Genomic DNA, 15,637 nt, shown 5'->3' on the forward strand with positions numbered 1-15,637 from the left:
CATCATGCGCTCCGTCTATCAAACGGAGCAGCCCCTTCCAACTAAGCACGTGGTCCCACAATCGGGGTCCATTTCACTGTTCGCGCATCAAGCGGGTGAAGCGGTCAATGGCGATAGGATCGATCTCGATCGGGACGGCGCTGGACTTCTTGGCATAATCGAGGGCCTCAAGGGCCCGGTCCCGGGTCGCCTTCAGTGCGGCCACGCGCTCCTTCAGCATCGGGTCGGTGCCGTCGATGGTGCCCGCCTCGATCGAGGCATAGAGGCGGGAGAGGCGTTCTTCTGCGTCGGAGACCTGGCGGGCGAGGTCGACCAGACGGCGGTCCGCAGAGGCCTGTCGGTCGTCACGACGAGCCTTGAGGGTGGTCAGGATGGCTGTAACCCGTTCGGGCTGCAAGAGCTGGCCCAGCAGGGCCTCGACCACGAGCTTTTCGATGACGGGCCGGGCAATCTTGCGGTTGCTGCAGGAGGCGCCGCCTTCGTGCTTATGATGCCCCTTTTTGATGGACTGGATGCACTTGTAATAGTTGTAGACGACGCCCGTCCGAGAGGTGCCGGTGGCGGTCGTCAGGGCGCAGGACTTGGCGCAGTCGCAGCGGACAAGCCCGCCCAGTAAGGACGGCGCGGAGGCGAGCCGCGGCCCACGAGACCGCGGGCGGCGCGACACCAGCAGCGCCTGAACCGCCTCGAAGATGGCGGGATCGATGATGACCGGAATTTCGTATTCGATGATCTCGGACTGCGCCTTGCGCTCGCCGTCGCCCTTCCGATCGAATTCGTTGAAGTTCCGCACGCCGGTGTAGGCGCGCCGCGTGAGCATTTCGTGGATGGTGCCGGTCCCGAACAGCGATCCGTTGCGCGAGCGATAGCCGCGGGCGTTCAGCCACTCTGCGATCTTCTTCGTTCCAAGCGGGCCGCTACTGCCATCCCCGTTCTTGGCCAGATCGAAAGCGCGGATCACGATCTCCGCTTCGACCAGCTCGACGGCGAGCTTCTTCTTTTGCTTGTTGCCGATGATCTCGGCGTCGACGGATTTGTAGCCGAAGGGAATGGTGCCGCCATTTGAATAGCCGAGCTGCGCATTGGCCTTCATCGTTCGCATCGTCGAACGACTTGTCTCCTTAGACTGGTATTCGTTGACGATGCCAATGAACTTCCTGAACATGTCACCGGTGTCATCGTTCGCCAGCGGCTCGGCATGCGAAATCAGTTCAACCTTGTGCTTGCGCAGGGTTTGAACCGTGAGCTCCTGCTCAACCTGGTTTCGGAAAGCCCGCGAAAACGAGTACACCATGATCGCGTCGACCGAGCGCGTGCCGTCGGTCGCACGCGCAATCATCTGCTCGAATGCCGGCCGCTTCATATTGGTGGCGGACTCACCCTCTTCGCGGAAGATGCCGGCGATATGGTCGCCATCGCGCTTACAACGCGCGATCAAATGCTCCTCTTGGGAATCGAGGCTGAGCTGGTTGTTGGACTGTTTTTCGGTCGAGACCCTAATATAGATCAGGACATGGCGAGGCCGCGGCCCGGCGGCATTGTCGGGTGCTTCTGAGACTTGAAGGTGCTTGCGAGCCATCGGCAGATTCCTCACGCGATACAGAAGAACGAGTCTAGCCATGCAGAGGAATCAGGGGAAGTGATATTCGCCTGACTCCTCCGCACGGTTAAAATCAGGGAAGCGGCACTTCGTCTGCGACCACATTCCAGTGGTGCCGGAAGGCCTCCCAGAGCAGCGCCTTGTGTTTGGCCAGCAGCAACTCGAACGTCTCCTGCGCGCCGTTCGGAATGTGACGGAAGCCCTCTACGAACATGTCGTGACGCTGCTCTTCCGTCAGGTCTTCCAGCTCACGGATCGCGGGCAGCCGGCCCAGCACCCTGAAGCAGTTTTCCGGATCGGGATCGAAGTCGGTCTTGTTGGCGATCGCATCCATCGATTCCCGCACCAGCCAGACCGCGGATTCGACGGCGAACTCGGCAAAGGCCTCAACGCGCATGGGGATGATGGTGTTAGCGTCGAGGGGAAGATCGTGGTCAGGCATGGTGGTGGTCCTTTCGGTGGGGTTTAAGACGTCTTGCGGGCAGGCGCGAAGACGTCATCGAGCACCGCCGAGAAGTAGCGCGCGATGACGTCGAGCTCGGCGAGCGCGATCGGTGTCGGATCCGCGATCTCGTTGATCACGGTCCAGAACTCGGGGTCGGAGGGACGCAAGCTGGCGGAAGCGCCGCGATTCCGCGTTGCCTTGGCCGGCATGGCGACAGGCGCCGACGGCAACGCGGCCGTGGCGGTCTCTCGCGGGCGTAACCGCTTCTTTGGAATGCACGACTTAGCCACGGCCGCACTCCGTGGATTGATCGCGCTCGTGCGAGTGCTCGTCGAGCCGCAGAGCATGGTCTGGCATCGGATCGCGGGTGCGCGCCTTGGCCGGCCAACGCTCGCCGAAATTGTTCGGAGACAAGACCGAACAACTCGCGGGCTCAAGGCAGCCGAGATGATACCCAGACTGCTTGGTGAACCCGCTCGCCGTTGTCTCTGCTGCGATTGTCGTAAGCACGAAAGCCTCCATCGAAGGAGGCTGTCTATAATCGCGCTCGTTGGACCATGTTGCAGAGCAATTGAAGAAGACTGACCGTCTTCGGTCGATGCAAGTTCAGGCAGTTGTTGTAAGGATCAGATTTTAGATAAAACATCGGGAGGCTTTCGCCAACTCCGATTGCGTGACCGATACCAATGGTCGGCTTGAAACAAACCCATGGGTCGCGAGCTCTGGGGTGCGACCTAGCCACGCTCGTACTGCGCCGGCGACGCACGCTCTGGCGCCCGTTCATTGACGCGTACAGCATGATCGAGCATCGGATCGAGCGTGCAGGTTTTGACCTTTAGCCGCGGAGAGCCGGCCGGCAAACCACTCGACCCGTCGCTCTGGCGTGATCGTGGCCTGGAGCCGCTCGGGCAGCGGCAAATCGAGGCGAATTTGTGCGTCGATCTCGCGGATGTCGGCAAAAATCTCGAGATGATCCCGCGCACGCGAGAAGGCGACATACGCCTCGTTCCGTGTCATCGCCGGTCCAGCCCAGACGAAGGCCTGATCGGTGGTCAACCCTTGGGAGCCGTAGATGGTGGTGCTGTAGGCGTGACCGAGCCGCGCCCTGCCGTGCTCGTCAGCAACCTCCGACACGCGGAAACGGGCCTGACGTCCGGCGATGTCGACGTCGAGGGTCGGATCCTGCGTCTCGCGGGCGTCGATGCCGGTAATCATGGCCGTGGTGCCGTTGATGACGCCGATACGGTCGTGGCGGACCAGGAATCGGATGTGGTCGCCGATCGCGAAGCCGAGGGTCTGGCCATGGCCCGACGGCGTCACCGCGGCTACTACTATATCCGCGCCCAGGACGCGCCCGTCGCGCCTCAGTCGCACGCGGACCTCGTCGTTGAGGCCACGCACCTGCGCGTTGGTCTTGGCGATGAGCAGGATTGAGGGGGCGGCGCGGCCCGTTGGGCGTTCTCCCAGGCGTCCACGAGGCGCGTGACCGTCGCCTGCTCGCCGACGACAAAATTCAGGAGGCCGCGCTCTTCGAAAGCCGCCAAGCCTTGCTTCGCGGCCCTTGGCGAAATCCGTCACCGCAGCGCGCATCCAGGCCTCGCGCTGCCGGACGATGGTGTCGACGCGAGTGGTCCCGGTGACGCTGGCGAGAATGGACAGTCCCGGTCCTGCCCCCAACGCAACGAGTTGCTCACGATCGCCGACTGCGATGATTTTCGCGCCAGCTTCTGCGGCTTTCTTGGTGATCGCCAGCATCTGGCGGGACGACAAGAGGCCCGCCTCGTCCACAACGAGCACGGTGTTGGCATCCAGGAACGGCTCTTTGGTGCGGGCAAGCCAGGCGTCGGTGGCCATTGCCTCGATGCCGAGCCTCTGCAATTCCTTTGCGACCTTCCAGGATTGGCTTGTACCGATCACCCGCAGAGGCCCGGCAAGCTTTGATGGCAGTCCGGCAGCGTTGTCTTGGGAATATGCCGCCACGATCGCGGCCAAGGTTGTCGACTTTCCCGACCCGGCGGCGCCTTCAATCACCGCGACGGCGGCCGAGCTCTCGCCATCTGAGCAGCATGGGTTTGTTCTGCGGACAGTCCGCGCTCTCGGCACAGCCGCAGCACGTACTCCCGATCGGGTGCCGCACGGTGCTCCCGCGCAAGGCGCTCGGCTACCGTGACCAACTCGCGCTCAATGGCGATCTGCTCTGGCGTCGAATAGACCGGTTGCTCCAGGGCATCCCGTCCAAGCTCGACGATGCGCCCGGCCTGGATCAGACGGTCCACTTCCTGCTCGACGCGCATCGCGTCGGCGCCGGTGCCCACCAGGGAGGTTGCAACCGCCGCGTACAAGTGGCGCCGCTCAAAGACGCTTTCACGCTCGGTGAGCTGCGACGGCACCGCCGCAACGCATTCGGCGATCACCTTCTCTTGTTCAGCCGGATCCCAAGTCCGCGGCGTGCGGAGGCTCGCCATGAGCCGCTCGACATCCAGGAACGGCGCGGCGCCTGCTCGGCCCACAATTCGAAGCGATCGGTGGTGCGCTCCTCCTGCTTCGACGAACGCGTGCCGAGTGCGATGGCCGCCGCCAGTGCGGGTGCGTCCGCCGTCGACAGCCCTTCCGCAGCGATGGCCTGTTCGACTTCCTTGCGACGTCCGGACAGGTGCCGCTGCAACGTCACAAAGCTCTTGGCGAGGTTTGTGGATTGTTCGCCGCCTTTCCGCATCTGCGGAACGACGATTTCGAAGGTGCCGTTCTTGTCGATCTCGCCGATTTCGAATCCAAGTTTTTTTAGATTTGACGAGAGTGCGAGATGGTACACCGCGCCGGCAGCCATCTTGTGCGCGAACAGGTGGCGCGCGTCGAGCGCGCCGACGGTACCATCCCGGCGCAATGAAAAATTTAGTAAAACTGCGTGCGTATGCAGGTTGGGATCGGCAAAGACCTTTCCATCATCGTGCTCTACCGGGCGCGCTTCCCCATGCTGGAACGTGGCGACCGTAAGCGTGGCGCGTTCCAAGCGATGGCCATTCTTGCCGCGACGGCAGAATGCCGCGTTCCTTTCCAGGAAGGCGAGCGTTGCTTCGCAGGCTTCCTGCTGAGCCCTCTCGATGGCGCGACGGGTCTCGTCATCAGCAAGGGCGAATACGACGGACACTGATTTCGGCGCGGACAACGTCAGGTCGATACCGCCGACTCGCTTCGCCGTGTCGCCGCTGTTGGAGAGGAGGGGTTGTCCATCCGCGTCGAGGGACGCGTGAAGCCGCTCAAACAGTGCATTGTCGATTTCAGCGCCATGCCTGACGCCGAAATTATTCGTCGATGAAATCCAACGGCCCGTAGGTTCACCGGCGCCGAGATAATACTCTGACTGCTTGCTGTAATACCGAGCCGTTGTCCCGGCCGCGATCGTCGCAACCACGTAAGCCTCCACCGTGCAACGTATTGCACGGGAAACTGCGCGGTATTGGTCGCGTTCGATCATGTCGCGGAGAACGAACTCGATCCCGTCATCGCGGCGGCGGTGCTCGCGTTCGGATTTGTCTATATCCATCCATTCGAGGATGGCAACGGACGCATTCATCGATACCGACCAAGCCCGGCGTTCGTCCGCCCGCCGGCTGCAGAGCGTAAGGCGGACCTGGCCGCGTGCCGGCAAGATCGACGCGATTGACCCGAAGCGGTCCTCGGAGCGAAATCGAGGTCGGGCTGGTTCGCGCATCTTAGCTGGCCCATGAGAGTCGGGGGGACTCGAGACAACCAGACGGGCGGCTGATGTCCCCCGGGAGGTTGCAGCGGGCCCCCGCTCGAGATCACTCCAGGGATAGACGAACAACCGAGCCAAGGACGGCGTTACGGTGACCGCGAGTCGTACGCGCGCCTGCGATCTGTCGCGCGCGAACCGCCGGGCGACCGAGCCCGCATTCCGCGGGGCCGGGACGGCAGCCGATCCGAGTGATCGGTCTGAACGGGAGCAGGCCCAGCAGCCAAATGCGGGGCTGGAGCATTTCGGCCGTTTACCATTTCAAATCGCAGCCAGACAGGAAACGCTCTTGCAATCTGCAGATCGCCATCGAGCTGCAGCGTAGTGCTGGCCGCGTAGCGCCATTTCGTATGGCCAAGATAGACTTCGACGTAATCACGGATATTGCCGCGAAGTGTGAGATCGACGGCAAATCCCGGGTCCTTCATGCAGATGTCGACGCCGGATCGTCTGAGGATCAGCCACATGATTCGGAATTTCGTACGGCTCGCCGGCACGCCTGAAAATTCGAAGCGCAGGACGATCCGGCGATCCGGCAACGCGCTCAGATCAACACGCCTGCGCAATCCCCATATCAGGAGGGCGGGATCAAGGTCGGAACGTTTGATTCGGTCATGGGTGTGCGTCATTCCCCACTGGCCGAGCGCTTCCACCACCGCCCGCAAGTCCTCGCCGGCGGGCGTGAGCCTGTACTCACGACCGACCCCATCGGTGCGCGGCCGGCGTTCAATGACACCGTGGTTCTGCAGCTCACGCAGCCGCGCGACCAGGACGGCCCGGGAGATCAGCGGCACGCCGCGATGGATGTCGTTGAAGGAGAGCGCGCCAGCCATCAGCTCGCGCACGATGAGCGGAGTCCAGCGATTGGCGAAAATCTCCGATGCCTTTGCGACCGGACAGAACTGACCGTAACCAGCGGGCATGTGCCCGATGTAGTCACCCGCGGGTCAACTTCAAGTATGAAAAACAGACTAGGCAGAAGGAGGCGCCTCCTCCACATGTCGGCGCGATGCCGCTATTTGCGCGGTCCCTTTCACCTTCAGGTCGTCTCGTGTTCGGCGCCGATATCGCAAGGAATACATCGCAATGACAGATTACGTCCTAATCCACGGAGCGTGGCATGGCAGTTGGTGTTGGAGTCGCGTGCGCGGCCTGCTGGCGTCGGAAGCGCACCGGGTATTTACGCCAACGCTGACGGGCATTGGAGAACGCTCGCATCTCTTGAGCCGCGATGTCGGCCTCGACACCCACATCGCAGATGTCGCCAACCTCATGATTTTTGAAGACCTGCGCGAAATCGTCCTGGTGGGACACTCCTACGGCGGAGTCGTCGCGCGTCACGTTGCCGACCGTATGCCGGACCGGGTTCGCTCTCTTGTCTATCTCGATGCTTTCGTGCCTGACAACGGCAAAGCCCTTTTTGACTACTTGCCTGATAGCGGCAGGAGGTACCGGGAGCTGGCTGTGGCCAACGGCGATGGTTGGAAGGTCCCGCCACCCCCGGCGCGGTCGTTCGCGGTCAACGCGGCAGATGCCGAGTGGGTGGACCGACAGTGCACGATGCACCCGTTGTCCACTTTTGAAGTGCCGGCGCAGATCAGGGGGGCCTGCGATGGCGTCCCAGCCATCGGATACATTTTGGCGGCCGGCTTTGAGGGGCCATTCAGGCAATTTTTCACCCAGGCAGGAGAGCGCCGCTGGTGGCAGGCGGAGCTTGCGTGCGGACATGATGTGATGCTCGACATGCCAAAAGAGCTGACGGCCCAGCTGCTACAGCATCGGTGAAAGTTCGACAGGAGCTTGCGATGAAGTTTGCATACCTAAGTTCAGTTATAATGCTACTAGCGGCGCCGCTGCGAGCGGGTGAGAATGGCATCGTGGAGAAGCCGATTTTGTCGACTTCGACAACTGCGATTGACCAACCCCTTGTCCTGTCGCTAGACGACCCACAGGTGACTGTGTCTGTGTACGAGATCCGTCCAGGCACTGTCCTGCCAGAACATCAGCACAAGTACCCGCGATACGGGTATGTCTTGTCCGGGCAGCTTCGTGTGACCTACACCGCAACCGGTAGAAGCGACGTTTACGGACCTGGCGACTTTGTCGTTGAGGCGATAGAGCGGTGGCACACAGGCAGGGCTGAGGGCTTGGAGCCGGTCAAGTTGCTTGTCATTGACCAAGTCGAAAGGGGGCAGAAGAACATCGACATCCGCAAGTGATCGACCCGCGCAGCCTTGATCATCAAGCGCGCCAGCACAGGACGTGTCTCTTGCGCTCAATCACCGTCGGGTACCGTATATCCGCGACTGGCCTAAGTCGGTTACACGTTGGCGCGCCCGGTCCGGCCATGGTTCCAGTGGGTGGGACGACTGCGAGAACATATTCACGATTTGGAGAGCAATCCGTTGATTTATGTTGCATATACACTAATCTAAGTGAGTTATAGCAGTGGAATGCAAATGATCGACGCTTTGGCGAACGAGATAAATCGTGAGTGTCTACTGACGCGGACGCGCCAGATTTCACGGGTTATCACTAGTATCTATGATCAGCACCTTCGACCATTCGGCATCAACGCACCTCAGTTTTCTCTCCTGGTCGTCATCGCACGGCTTGGAGAGGCGAGCCGCGCCGAGATCGGCCGGCAAAATCATCAGGAAAGATCGACGCTAACGCGAAATCTTCAGCTGATGCTGTCAGAAGGCTGGATCATGGAAACGGCGGCTTCCAATTCTCGGGGGGGCCGGGCAATCGCGATAACGAAAGCAGGGAGAAAGCTGCTGAGCGAGGCCGCGCCAGCATGGCGCGCTGCCCAAAAGCTCGGAAAGGATCTGCTGGGCGAGAGTGGTGTGGCGGCCGTTAAGAGTATTGCCAAGGGACTCTGACGGCTTGACGCGTAGAGGCAGCCTTTTGCCCATTCCGTTGTAGATACAACATAAGGAGGTACAATCCATGAGTAAAGTTAGAGCCGCCGCGGTGCAAATCAGTCCGGTCCTATATAGCCGTGAGGGTACGGTGGGAAAAGTAGTTGAAAAAATCGCCGAGCTCGGACGTCAAGGTGTACAGTTCGCGACGTTCCCCGAAACGATCATTCCGTACTATCCCTACTTCTCGTTCGTGCAGTCCGCTTTTCAGCTCAATCTCGGTAAGGAACATCTTCGGTTGATCGATCAGGCGGTCACCGTTCCCTCGGAAGTTACAACCGCGATCGGCGAGGCGTGCCGGCAAGCTGGTTTGGTCGCGTCGATCGGCGTCAACGAGCGTGACGGAGGAAGCCTATACAACGCACAACTGTTGTTTGACTCCGATGGAACACTGATTCAACGCCGCAGGAAAACTACCCCAACTTACCACGAGCGCATGATCTGGGGACAGGGCGACGGGTCGGGCTTGCGTGCTGTCGACAGCGCGGTGGGGCGTATCGGGCAGCTCGCTTGCTGGGAGCACTACAATCCGCTCGCGCGCTATGCTTTGATGGCCGACGGCGAACAGATTCATTCCTCAATGTATCCCGGCTCGTTTGCAGGCGACCTGTTCTCGGAACAAACGCAGGTCAATATCCGGCAACATGCGCTGGAATCGGCATGCTTCGTGGTCAATGCGACCGCCTGGCTCAGCCCAGACCAGCAGGCACAAATCATGGAGGATACTGGCTGCAGCATGGCCGATCTCGGGAGGTTGCTTCACCGCAATCGTGTCGCCGGATGGGCAATTGATTGAAGAGCCGCTTCGCTCGGGCGAGGGTGAAGTGATCGCGGATCTCGACTTCTCGCTTATTGATCAGCGAAAACGCCTGATGGATTCCCGCGGTCATTACAGCCGGCCGGAACTGGTCAGCTTGCTTATCGACCGCAGCCCAACGCAGCATCTTCATGAACGCAGCGGGCATGGTCGCGGAGCCTCGGTTCAGGAGTTTGTCGAGGCATGAGGTCGACGATGTGTTTGACGGGCCAGCGTCGCGCAAAAGATCAGCTAACGAAGGGCCTTTCCGATCGGGAGTTATGGACGGCGGATGCGCGACAACGATACGCCTGGACGCGGTGTCGCGCGGGGCTCACGTAATGAGGAATGCGCCTGAACCTCTCGGACAGTGCGATCTCGAACGACAGCGTCGCATGGCAGAAGCCTATGGACCTCATCGAGCTCCTTGGCGTGATGGGCTCCCCATTCGATGACCGCCTCCAAGATGGACCGCAGGCTTTCGCCGAGCGGGGTGAGCAGGTATTCGATGCCCTGACGATGTCCGGCGCTGGGCTGCCGGCTCACCATTCCGTGTTCCTCAAGCGCTCGCAGTTGCTCGAGCTGCGAGATGCCGGTGATGCGCTGTTCCAGCTCGCATGTGCGTTGCGGGCCATCCAACAGCACATGAAGGATGACTGCCTTCCAACGTCCCGAAAAGACGCCTAGCGCGCGCTCGGCCGGCAAGCCCGGCAGTCTCTTCATGATCTTCATTCGCCACCACTGACTAAACGGTGTGTAGATGGGCACGGCTGCCGAAAAGTAAACCTTCGATGGCAACCGACCGAGGGAAAAGCTATGACTGACCTATTCGAATCTCAACTGCTTGGCGGCACTGTTCCGCTGAAGAACCGCATCGTCATGCCGCCCATGACTCGCACGCGAACGTCTGAGGGCGACCTCCCGACCGATGGTGACCTCCCGAACGAGCTGATCGCCACCTATTACGGCCAGCGGGCCAGTGCCGGTCTGATCATTACCGAGGCCGCCGACGTGGATCAGTCCAGCCACGGTTACGCGAGGACACCCGGAATTCACTCGGAAGCCCAAATGCAGGGCTGGCGTCTGGTGACCGATGAGGTTCACCGTCATGGCGGCACGATCTTTCCGCAGTTGTGGCACGTCGGCAGGATGGCCCATTCCTCGATTCTGCCGAACGGCCAGGCCCCGGTGGGTGTCACCGCGCAACGGGCAGAGGGTTCATCGGTGTTTGCCCACGGCCCGGACGGCCGGTTGGGTTATATGCCTGCGGAGACGCCGAGGCCCCTCAGCACGGATGAGGTGTCGGCCATGGTGGGCACCTTCGCCAAAGCCGCCGCCAATGCACGGCACGCCGGTTTCGATGGTGTCGAACTCCATGCAGCCAACGGCTATCTGTTCGACCAGTTCATGAACTCAGTGCTCAATACGCGCACCGACCGCTACGGCGGGGGCAGCATGGAAGATCGTACGCGCTTCCTGATGGAAGTCGTCGATGCAGTGGTGGCTGAATTCGGTCAGGGGCGCGTGGGTGTTCGCCTGTCTCCGTTCGGCAAGTACAACTCCATGCCGCCGGAGCCGCTTGTCGAGGAAACGTTTTTGTACCTTGCCGAGCAATTGGGGCGTCGCGGCGTGGCATACATCCATCTGCTCTACGAGCTTATGCCCGAAGGAAATATGGAGACGGCGGAGTTCAAACCTCGGTACCTCGACCACGCTCTGCTTGCCAAGGCTCGGGCGGCGTTTCCTGGCGCCTTCATCTGGTGTGGCGGCTTCAAGGACCGCGAGCGCGCCCAAGCTTCGCTCGACACCGGGCTGGTGGACCTGATCGCCTTCGGCAGACCGTATATCGCAAACCCGGACCTTGTTGAGCGTCTCAAGCACGGCTGGCCGTTGGCCGAGGCCGACCGATCAACTTATTACACCCGACGCGGCGAGGTGGGTTACACGGACTTCTCTGCATATCGATCGGTAGCGCTGCACGCGGCGGCAGGTTGACCGCGGCGGTAGGTCGAGCAGGTGTTGGGGCCGGGCGGTTCTGCGGACCCCTGCTGGTCGACCACGAAACTCGGCCGCACGACGCTGGCGAGGTCGTCCTGATCTCCCCCGTGATTGCGGATCAGGTGCGCTTGGCCGCCCTTGAAAACGGGCATTTCTCGTCACGGGTGCCAGCAAAGGCATCGGCCGCGCGCTCTCAACGCGGCTCGCCGCTGCCGACACAATGCACATGCGTTTGTTTACGTGCTGGAGGGCTCCGTCGTGATGCAGTTGAAGGGTGGACAAGAGGTGACACTGACACCGGACAGACCTTCTATGAAGGCCCTGACGATGTTCATGTCCTCGACCGGAACGCAAGCAGCACCCAGCCGGCGAAATTTCTGGTGTTCTTCATCAAGGACAAGGGCGCCCCGGTGCTCGTGCCCGCACAGTGACGGTTACAACCCAAACTGTTGCGACCCAAGTACACGAAATTGATTGCGGGAAACGCTCTGCCTGATGTTTGCTGCGATGCCTGAGTCCGCTTGTGGCCCATCAGCGAAGTGGCGACACCCCTCATTGAGGTCCGCTTACTGGGGCGGAGCGGGCCAGATTTGCTCACTCTGAGTTCTTCGCATTTTGACCCATCTGCGACATGGGCAGCATCAGCTCTCATTGAAAAGGTGTTTCAAGTTCCATTGCGTGATAAGCTCCGATCTCCCTCGATGGAGGGTCTTCATGGCAACCACCATAGGAAGACGGCGCGTCATCGGCCTTGTCGTCGTCAGTGTGGCAACATGGCCGCTGGCGGTGCGGGCGCAGCAGCAATCATTGCCGGTAATTGGATTTCTCGGCTACGGCTCCGCGCAGTTGGTGAACCCTCGCGTCCGTTCATTCAGCCAGGGCCTTGCAGAAGCCGGAATTATCGAGGGACGCGACGCAACAATCGAATATCGCTGGGCCGAATACCAGACTGAGCGATTGCCCAAGCTGGCCAGCGAGCTGGTCAGCCGTAGGATCAACCGTCTTAGCAGCATCCGGCAATCCGCGGCTGCCCTGGCCGCGAAGGCCTCAACCACGACGATCCCAATAGTCTTCTTCGTCGGCGGCGACCCGGTGCAACTTGGGTTGGTCGCCAGCCTTAACCGTCCCCGACGTCAACAAACCCATTGTCCCGCGTTACGGAGGAACTCCTCATGGTAACACCGCATAACCTCACGATGTCCCGCCGTGGCTTCTGCCTCTGCTGCATAGCGGGCGCAACGTTCACCGCCACAGGTGGCTGGCTAACCCCACGCCAAGCGTTCGCCGAGGCGAGGGGCCTCGTTAGCCTGATCAAAGACAGTGCGGCCGCGTCTCCGATCACCACTCACAAGCTGCGAAACAATATCAGCACGCTGGAAGGCTCCGGCGGGAACGTCGCAGTCTTGACCGGTCCTGATGGCAAAGTCCTCATCGACGGGGGCATCTCCGTGTCGCGGCGCCAAATGACGAAGGCTCTTGCTGATCTTGGCGCCCGCCATGTCACTCATCTCGTGAACACGCATTGGCACTTCGATCATGCCGACGGCAACGAATGGCTTCATTCGATCGGCGCCAAGATTGTTGCGCATAGCAATACGAAGAAGCATCTCAGCGAAATCCAGCGGGTCGAAGACTGGGATTATAACTTCATTCCGTCGCCCCCTGGCGCGATTCCAAGCGAAGTCTTCGACAAAGAGAAGACGCTGAAGCTTAATGGACAGACGATCGAGCTTAAGCACTATGGGCCAGCCCACACGGACAGTGACATCTCGGTCTTGTTCTCTGAGGCAAACGTCTTGCATACGGGAGACACGTTCTGGAACGGGATCTATCCGTTTATCGACTATTCCACGGGTGGAAGCATCGACGGGACGATCACGGCAACGGAGGAGAATCTTGCCCGCGTGGCTGACGATACGATCATCATTCCTGGCCACGGCAAACCCGTCAGCAATAAAGCTGAACTCAAAGAATGCAGGGATATGCTCATGACCATCCGAGACAAGGTGGCCAATTTAAAAAAGCAGGGCAAGTCCCGAGAAGAGGTCGTAGTTGCGAAGCCAACCGCAGCCTTCGACGCGAAGTGGGGACAGTTCGTCATCGACGCCGATTTCTTTACTCGGCTTGTCTACGAAGGAGTATGACGTCGTCGCTTAGTTCATCAACAAATGAGATGCGCCCTTCGCTTTGCTTTAGCCTACCAAGGGAGTTTGTGACATGGCTGCTTCACCCTTCTTGGTGCCGGTCAGATCCAGATGGTCGCGCAGCACGTCGAGGAGCGTGGTCCATGGCGTGACTTTGAGTTGAGTTTCGACACCGTTGACGATCATCGCTACCGACATCTTGTCGGGTACCAGAGAGGATTCTTGCTTCGTTGCGTCGTGCTTCTGCGCGCCATCGTGGTTACTCCGCCCGTGCACCGTGAAGTCGAGCATACATCTGAATGCGTCTCAAGGCAGAATAGTCTGGCTACATCTTCGAGGCTACCTAACGCTTCGGGCCTCTATTGGATGCCTTCACGAGAAAAAATTTCGCGCGGCCGTAACCGCCCCTCCTTGGAGCGATTGAAAGCGTGGTACTTGCGTGATAAATTCTTCAGCGAAGTCAAAGGCGAGCTGCGTGCGGGCGATGGCGTCGCAGCTCGAGTGAGGAGTGCGGCCTTCATGAAGGAACGCCTCAACACAATTATCCGCCGGCGCGATCTGCTGAGCTTTGCTATTGCCGGCGCTGGAGCAGCGGCCGCGAGCGCCGTGGTGCCTGAACGGACTGCCGCCAAATCCGTCGATCTCAAAGACAAGCGCAAGGCGCGCTACCGGGCCAGCTCCACGGAGCTCAGACACTTCTACCGCGTCAACAGTTATCCGACCCGATAAAGGAGACGTCCATGTTGATCAAGAGGACGGAAGGTTATCGGTATCGCGGAAGGCTTGCCGCCGCGCAGGCGGGTGAAACAAGTAATGACTTGGATCGTCGGACGTTCCTGAAGCGCTCCGGCGTCACCGCCGGAGCGCTGGCCGCGCTTGGCAATCTCCCGCTCGGCGGCACGCGCAAAGCCGAGGCTGGCCCGCCACCTCCCGCGGGGGCCGCGGTTATAACTCGCAAGAATGTCTGCACCCATTGTTCGGTCGGTTGCTCGGTTATCGGACTCGTCGCAAATGGCGTGTGGATCGGCCAGGAGCCGGACTACGATAGCCCGATCAATCGCGGCTCGCATTGCTGCAAAGGCGCGGCGGTGCGTGACGACGTACTAGGCCAGCGCCGCTTGCGCTACCCCGTGAAGCTCGTCAACGGTCAATGGGTGCGGCTTTCCTGGGAAAAGGCGATCGACGAAATCGGCGACAAGCTGCTTGAGATTCGCCAGAAGTCTGGACCGGACTCGGTGTACTGGTTGGGATCGGCCAAGTTCACCAACGAAGCTGCCTATCTCAATCGCAAGTTCGCCGCCTTCTGGGGAACCAATAATTCCGATCATCAGGCGCGTATCTGTCATTCCACTACGGTCACCGGCGTAGCCAATACCTGGGGCTTTGGCGCGATGACGAACAGTTACAATGATATCCGCAATGCCAAGACCATTATGATCATGGGCGGCAATCCTGCTGAGGCACATCCGGTTTCGCTTCAGCATATCCTTGAGGGCAAGGAACTGAACCGCGCCAACATGATCGTCATCGATCCGCGCATGACACGGACCGCCGCGCACGCAACCGAATATGTCCGCGTGCGTCCCGGCACTCATATCGCGACGATCTTCGGCATGCTTTGGCACATTTTCCAGAACGGCTGGGAGGACAAGGAATATCTGCGTCAGCGGGTATATGGCGTCGACGAAATCCGCAAAGCTGTGGCGAAGTGGACGCCCACCGAAGTTGAACGCGTCACAGGTCTGCCTGAAGCGCAGGTCAAGCACATCGCCGAACTTTTCGCCAAGGAAAAGCCCGCAACCCTGATCTGGGCGATGGGGCAGACCCAGTTCGCGACCGGCACGGCGAATGTCCGTGCGAGCTGCATTCTGCTGCTTGCCACCGGCAATGTCGGCATGGCCGGCGCCGGCGCCAACATCTTCCGCGGCCACACCAACGTGCAGGGCGCGACCGATCTCGGCCTCGATGTGACGACG

18 protein-coding genes and 3 pseudogenes are annotated in these 15,637 nt (G+C 60.5%); 11 read left to right on the plus strand and 10 right to left on the minus strand.

Annotation, left to right across the window (positions count from 1 at the left end; all coding sequences use genetic code 11):
- Positions 1-73 precede the first annotated feature (73 nt).
- From AAFX91_RS28595 to mobF, 7 genes and pseudogenes are all read right to left on the minus strand, one after another.
- Positions 74-1,093: a recombinase family protein gene (locus AAFX91_RS28595; protein ID WP_394568886.1), complete on the minus strand. Its 1,020-nt coding sequence runs from the start codon at positions 1,091-1,093 to the stop codon at positions 74-76.
- Positions 1,094-1,129: 36 nt separating this feature from the next.
- Positions 1,130-1,621, minus strand: a pseudogene (locus AAFX91_RS28600) (recombinase family protein); the annotation flags it as partial.
- Positions 1,622-1,673: 52 nt separating this feature from the next.
- The gene (locus tag AAFX91_RS28605; protein ID WP_394568870.1) at positions 1,674-2,042 is read right to left on the minus strand and encodes a hypothetical protein; all 369 of its coding nucleotides are present in this window, start codon (positions 2,040-2,042) and stop codon (positions 1,674-1,676) included.
- Positions 2,043-2,065: 23 nt separating this feature from the next.
- Entirely contained in the window at positions 2,066-2,335 is a 270-nt protein-coding gene (locus AAFX91_RS28610; protein WP_394568871.1) for a hypothetical protein, read from the minus strand.
- Between the two features lie 490 nt (positions 2,336-2,825).
- The gene (locus AAFX91_RS28615; protein WP_394568872.1) at positions 2,826-4,037 is read right to left on the minus strand and encodes an AAA family ATPase; all 1,212 of its coding nucleotides are present in this window, start codon (positions 4,035-4,037) and stop codon (positions 2,826-2,828) included.
- Positions 4,038-4,072: 35 nt separating this feature from the next.
- A complete protein-coding gene (locus AAFX91_RS28620; RefSeq protein ID WP_394568873.1) occupies positions 4,073-4,510 on the minus strand; it encodes a hypothetical protein in 438 nt (145 codons plus the stop codon).
- On the minus strand, positions 4,456-5,520 hold the full coding sequence (mobF, locus tag AAFX91_RS28625; protein WP_394568874.1) for a MobF family relaxase: 1,065 nt from the start codon (positions 5,518-5,520) through the stop codon (positions 4,456-4,458). The genes AAFX91_RS28620 and mobF overlap by 55 nt, the downstream gene beginning before the upstream one ends.
- On the opposite strand from mobF, the pseudogene AAFX91_RS28630 reads away from it, so the two are divergent.
- Positions 5,503-5,625, plus strand: a pseudogene (locus AAFX91_RS28630) (Fic family protein); the annotation flags it as partial. The gene mobF and the pseudogene AAFX91_RS28630 overlap by 18 nt on opposite strands.
- Positions 5,626-5,888: 263 nt before the next feature.
- Here AAFX91_RS28630 and AAFX91_RS28635 read toward each other — a convergent pair.
- Entirely contained in the window at positions 5,889-6,722 is an 834-nt protein-coding gene (locus AAFX91_RS28635; protein ID WP_394568875.1) for a winged helix-turn-helix transcriptional regulator, read from the minus strand.
- Positions 6,723-6,885: 163 nt separating this feature from the next.
- Between AAFX91_RS28635 and AAFX91_RS28640 the strand changes: the two genes are divergently transcribed.
- The 4 genes and pseudogenes from AAFX91_RS28640 (at position 6,886) to AAFX91_RS28655 (ending at position 9,727) form a co-directional block, all read left to right on the plus strand.
- Complete coding sequence (locus AAFX91_RS28640) at positions 6,886-7,584, plus strand: alpha/beta fold hydrolase (protein ID WP_394568876.1); 699 nt, start codon at positions 6,886-6,888, stop codon at positions 7,582-7,584.
- 20 nt (positions 7,585-7,604) lie between these two features.
- Entirely contained in the window at positions 7,605-8,018 is a 414-nt protein-coding gene (locus AAFX91_RS28645) for a cupin domain-containing protein (protein WP_394568877.1), read from the plus strand.
- A gap of 240 nt (positions 8,019-8,258) precedes the next feature.
- Entirely contained in the window at positions 8,259-8,684 is a 426-nt protein-coding gene (locus AAFX91_RS28650) for a MarR family winged helix-turn-helix transcriptional regulator (RefSeq protein ID WP_245287694.1), read from the plus strand.
- Between the two features lie 67 nt (positions 8,685-8,751).
- Positions 8,752-9,727: pseudogene (locus AAFX91_RS28655) on the plus strand (nitrilase-related carbon-nitrogen hydrolase).
- A gap of 71 nt (positions 9,728-9,798) precedes the next feature.
- On the opposite strand, the gene AAFX91_RS28660 reads toward AAFX91_RS28655, so the two are convergent.
- The gene (locus AAFX91_RS28660; protein WP_394568878.1) at positions 9,799-10,251 is read right to left on the minus strand and encodes a winged helix-turn-helix transcriptional regulator; all 453 of its coding nucleotides are present in this window, start codon (positions 10,249-10,251) and stop codon (positions 9,799-9,801) included.
- A gap of 84 nt (positions 10,252-10,335) precedes the next feature.
- On the opposite strand from AAFX91_RS28660, the gene AAFX91_RS28665 reads away from it, so the two are divergent.
- From AAFX91_RS28665 to AAFX91_RS28680, 4 genes are all read left to right on the plus strand, one after another.
- On the plus strand, positions 10,336-11,514 hold the full coding sequence (locus AAFX91_RS28665) for an alkene reductase (protein ID WP_394568879.1): 1,179 nt from the start codon (positions 10,336-10,338) through the stop codon (positions 11,512-11,514).
- A gap of 131 nt (positions 11,515-11,645) precedes the next feature.
- Entirely contained in the window at positions 11,646-11,948 is a 303-nt protein-coding gene (locus AAFX91_RS28670; RefSeq protein WP_394568880.1) for a hypothetical protein, read from the plus strand.
- Between the two features lie 283 nt (positions 11,949-12,231).
- Complete coding sequence (locus AAFX91_RS28675; RefSeq protein WP_394568881.1) at positions 12,232-12,696, plus strand: ABC transporter substrate binding protein; 465 nt, start codon at positions 12,232-12,234, stop codon at positions 12,694-12,696.
- Positions 12,690-13,661, plus strand: coding sequence for an MBL fold metallo-hydrolase (locus AAFX91_RS28680; RefSeq protein ID WP_394568882.1), 972 nt, complete (start codon positions 12,690-12,692; stop codon positions 13,659-13,661). The genes AAFX91_RS28675 and AAFX91_RS28680 overlap by 7 nt, the downstream gene beginning before the upstream one ends.
- 48 nt (positions 13,662-13,709) lie before the next feature.
- Here AAFX91_RS28680 and AAFX91_RS28685 read toward each other — a convergent pair whose 3' ends face one another.
- Complete coding sequence (locus tag AAFX91_RS28685; RefSeq protein ID WP_394568883.1) at positions 13,710-13,952, minus strand: hypothetical protein; 243 nt, start codon at positions 13,950-13,952, stop codon at positions 13,710-13,712.
- A 144-nt stretch (positions 13,953-14,096) separates the two neighbouring features.
- Between AAFX91_RS28685 and AAFX91_RS28690 the strand changes: the two genes are divergently transcribed.
- On the plus strand, positions 14,097-14,390 hold the full coding sequence (locus tag AAFX91_RS28690; protein WP_394568884.1) for a hypothetical protein: 294 nt from the start codon (positions 14,097-14,099) through the stop codon (positions 14,388-14,390).
- Between the two features lie 11 nt (positions 14,391-14,401).
- The coding region (locus AAFX91_RS28695; protein WP_394568885.1) for a molybdopterin-dependent oxidoreductase at positions 14,402-15,637 on the plus strand (1,236 nt) is incomplete at its 3' end.

The sequence above is a fragment of the Bradyrhizobium sp. 31Argb genome (assembly GCF_043638955.1).
Taxonomy (GTDB): Bacteria; Pseudomonadota; Alphaproteobacteria; order Rhizobiales; family Xanthobacteraceae; genus Bradyrhizobium.

Excerpts from the sequence above, each read along its gene's own strand:
- AAFX91_RS28645 (WP_394568877.1), top strand. The coding sequence starts at position 7,605 with ATGAAGTTTGCATACCTAAGTTCAGTTATAATGCTACTAGCGGCGCCG.
- AAFX91_RS28635 (WP_394568875.1), bottom strand. The coding sequence starts at position 6,722 with ATGCCCGCTGGTTACGGTCAGTTCTGTCCGGTCGCAAAGGCATCGGAG.
- AAFX91_RS28685 (WP_394568883.1), bottom strand. The coding sequence starts at position 13,952 with ATGCTCGACTTCACGGTGCACGGGCGGAGTAACCACGATGGCGCGCAG.
- AAFX91_RS28640 (WP_394568876.1), top strand. The coding sequence starts at position 6,886 with ATGACAGATTACGTCCTAATCCACGGAGCGTGGCATGGCAGTTGGTGT.
- AAFX91_RS28675 (WP_394568881.1), top strand. The coding sequence starts at position 12,232 with ATGGCAACCACCATAGGAAGACGGCGCGTCATCGGCCTTGTCGTCGTC.
- AAFX91_RS28660 (WP_394568878.1), bottom strand. The coding sequence starts at position 10,251 with ATGAAGATCATGAAGAGACTGCCGGGCTTGCCGGCCGAGCGCGCGCTA.
- AAFX91_RS28595 (WP_394568886.1), bottom strand. The coding sequence starts at position 1,093 with ATGAAGGCCAATGCGCAGCTCGGCTATTCAAATGGCGGCACCATTCCC.
- AAFX91_RS28650 (WP_245287694.1), top strand. The coding sequence starts at position 8,259 with ATGATCGACGCTTTGGCGAACGAGATAAATCGTGAGTGTCTACTGACG.
- AAFX91_RS28665 (WP_394568879.1), top strand. The coding sequence starts at position 10,336 with ATGACTGACCTATTCGAATCTCAACTGCTTGGCGGCACTGTTCCGCTG.
- AAFX91_RS28680 (WP_394568882.1), top strand. The coding sequence starts at position 12,690 with ATGGTAACACCGCATAACCTCACGATGTCCCGCCGTGGCTTCTGCCTC.
- AAFX91_RS28620 (WP_394568873.1), bottom strand. The coding sequence starts at position 4,510 with ATGGCGAGCCTCCGCACGCCGCGGACTTGGGATCCGGCTGAACAAGAG.
- AAFX91_RS28605 (WP_394568870.1), bottom strand. The coding sequence starts at position 2,042 with ATGCCTGACCACGATCTTCCCCTCGACGCTAACACCATCATCCCCATG.
- mobF (WP_394568874.1), bottom strand. The coding sequence starts at position 5,520 with ATGATCGAACGCGACCAATACCGCGCAGTTTCCCGTGCAATACGTTGC.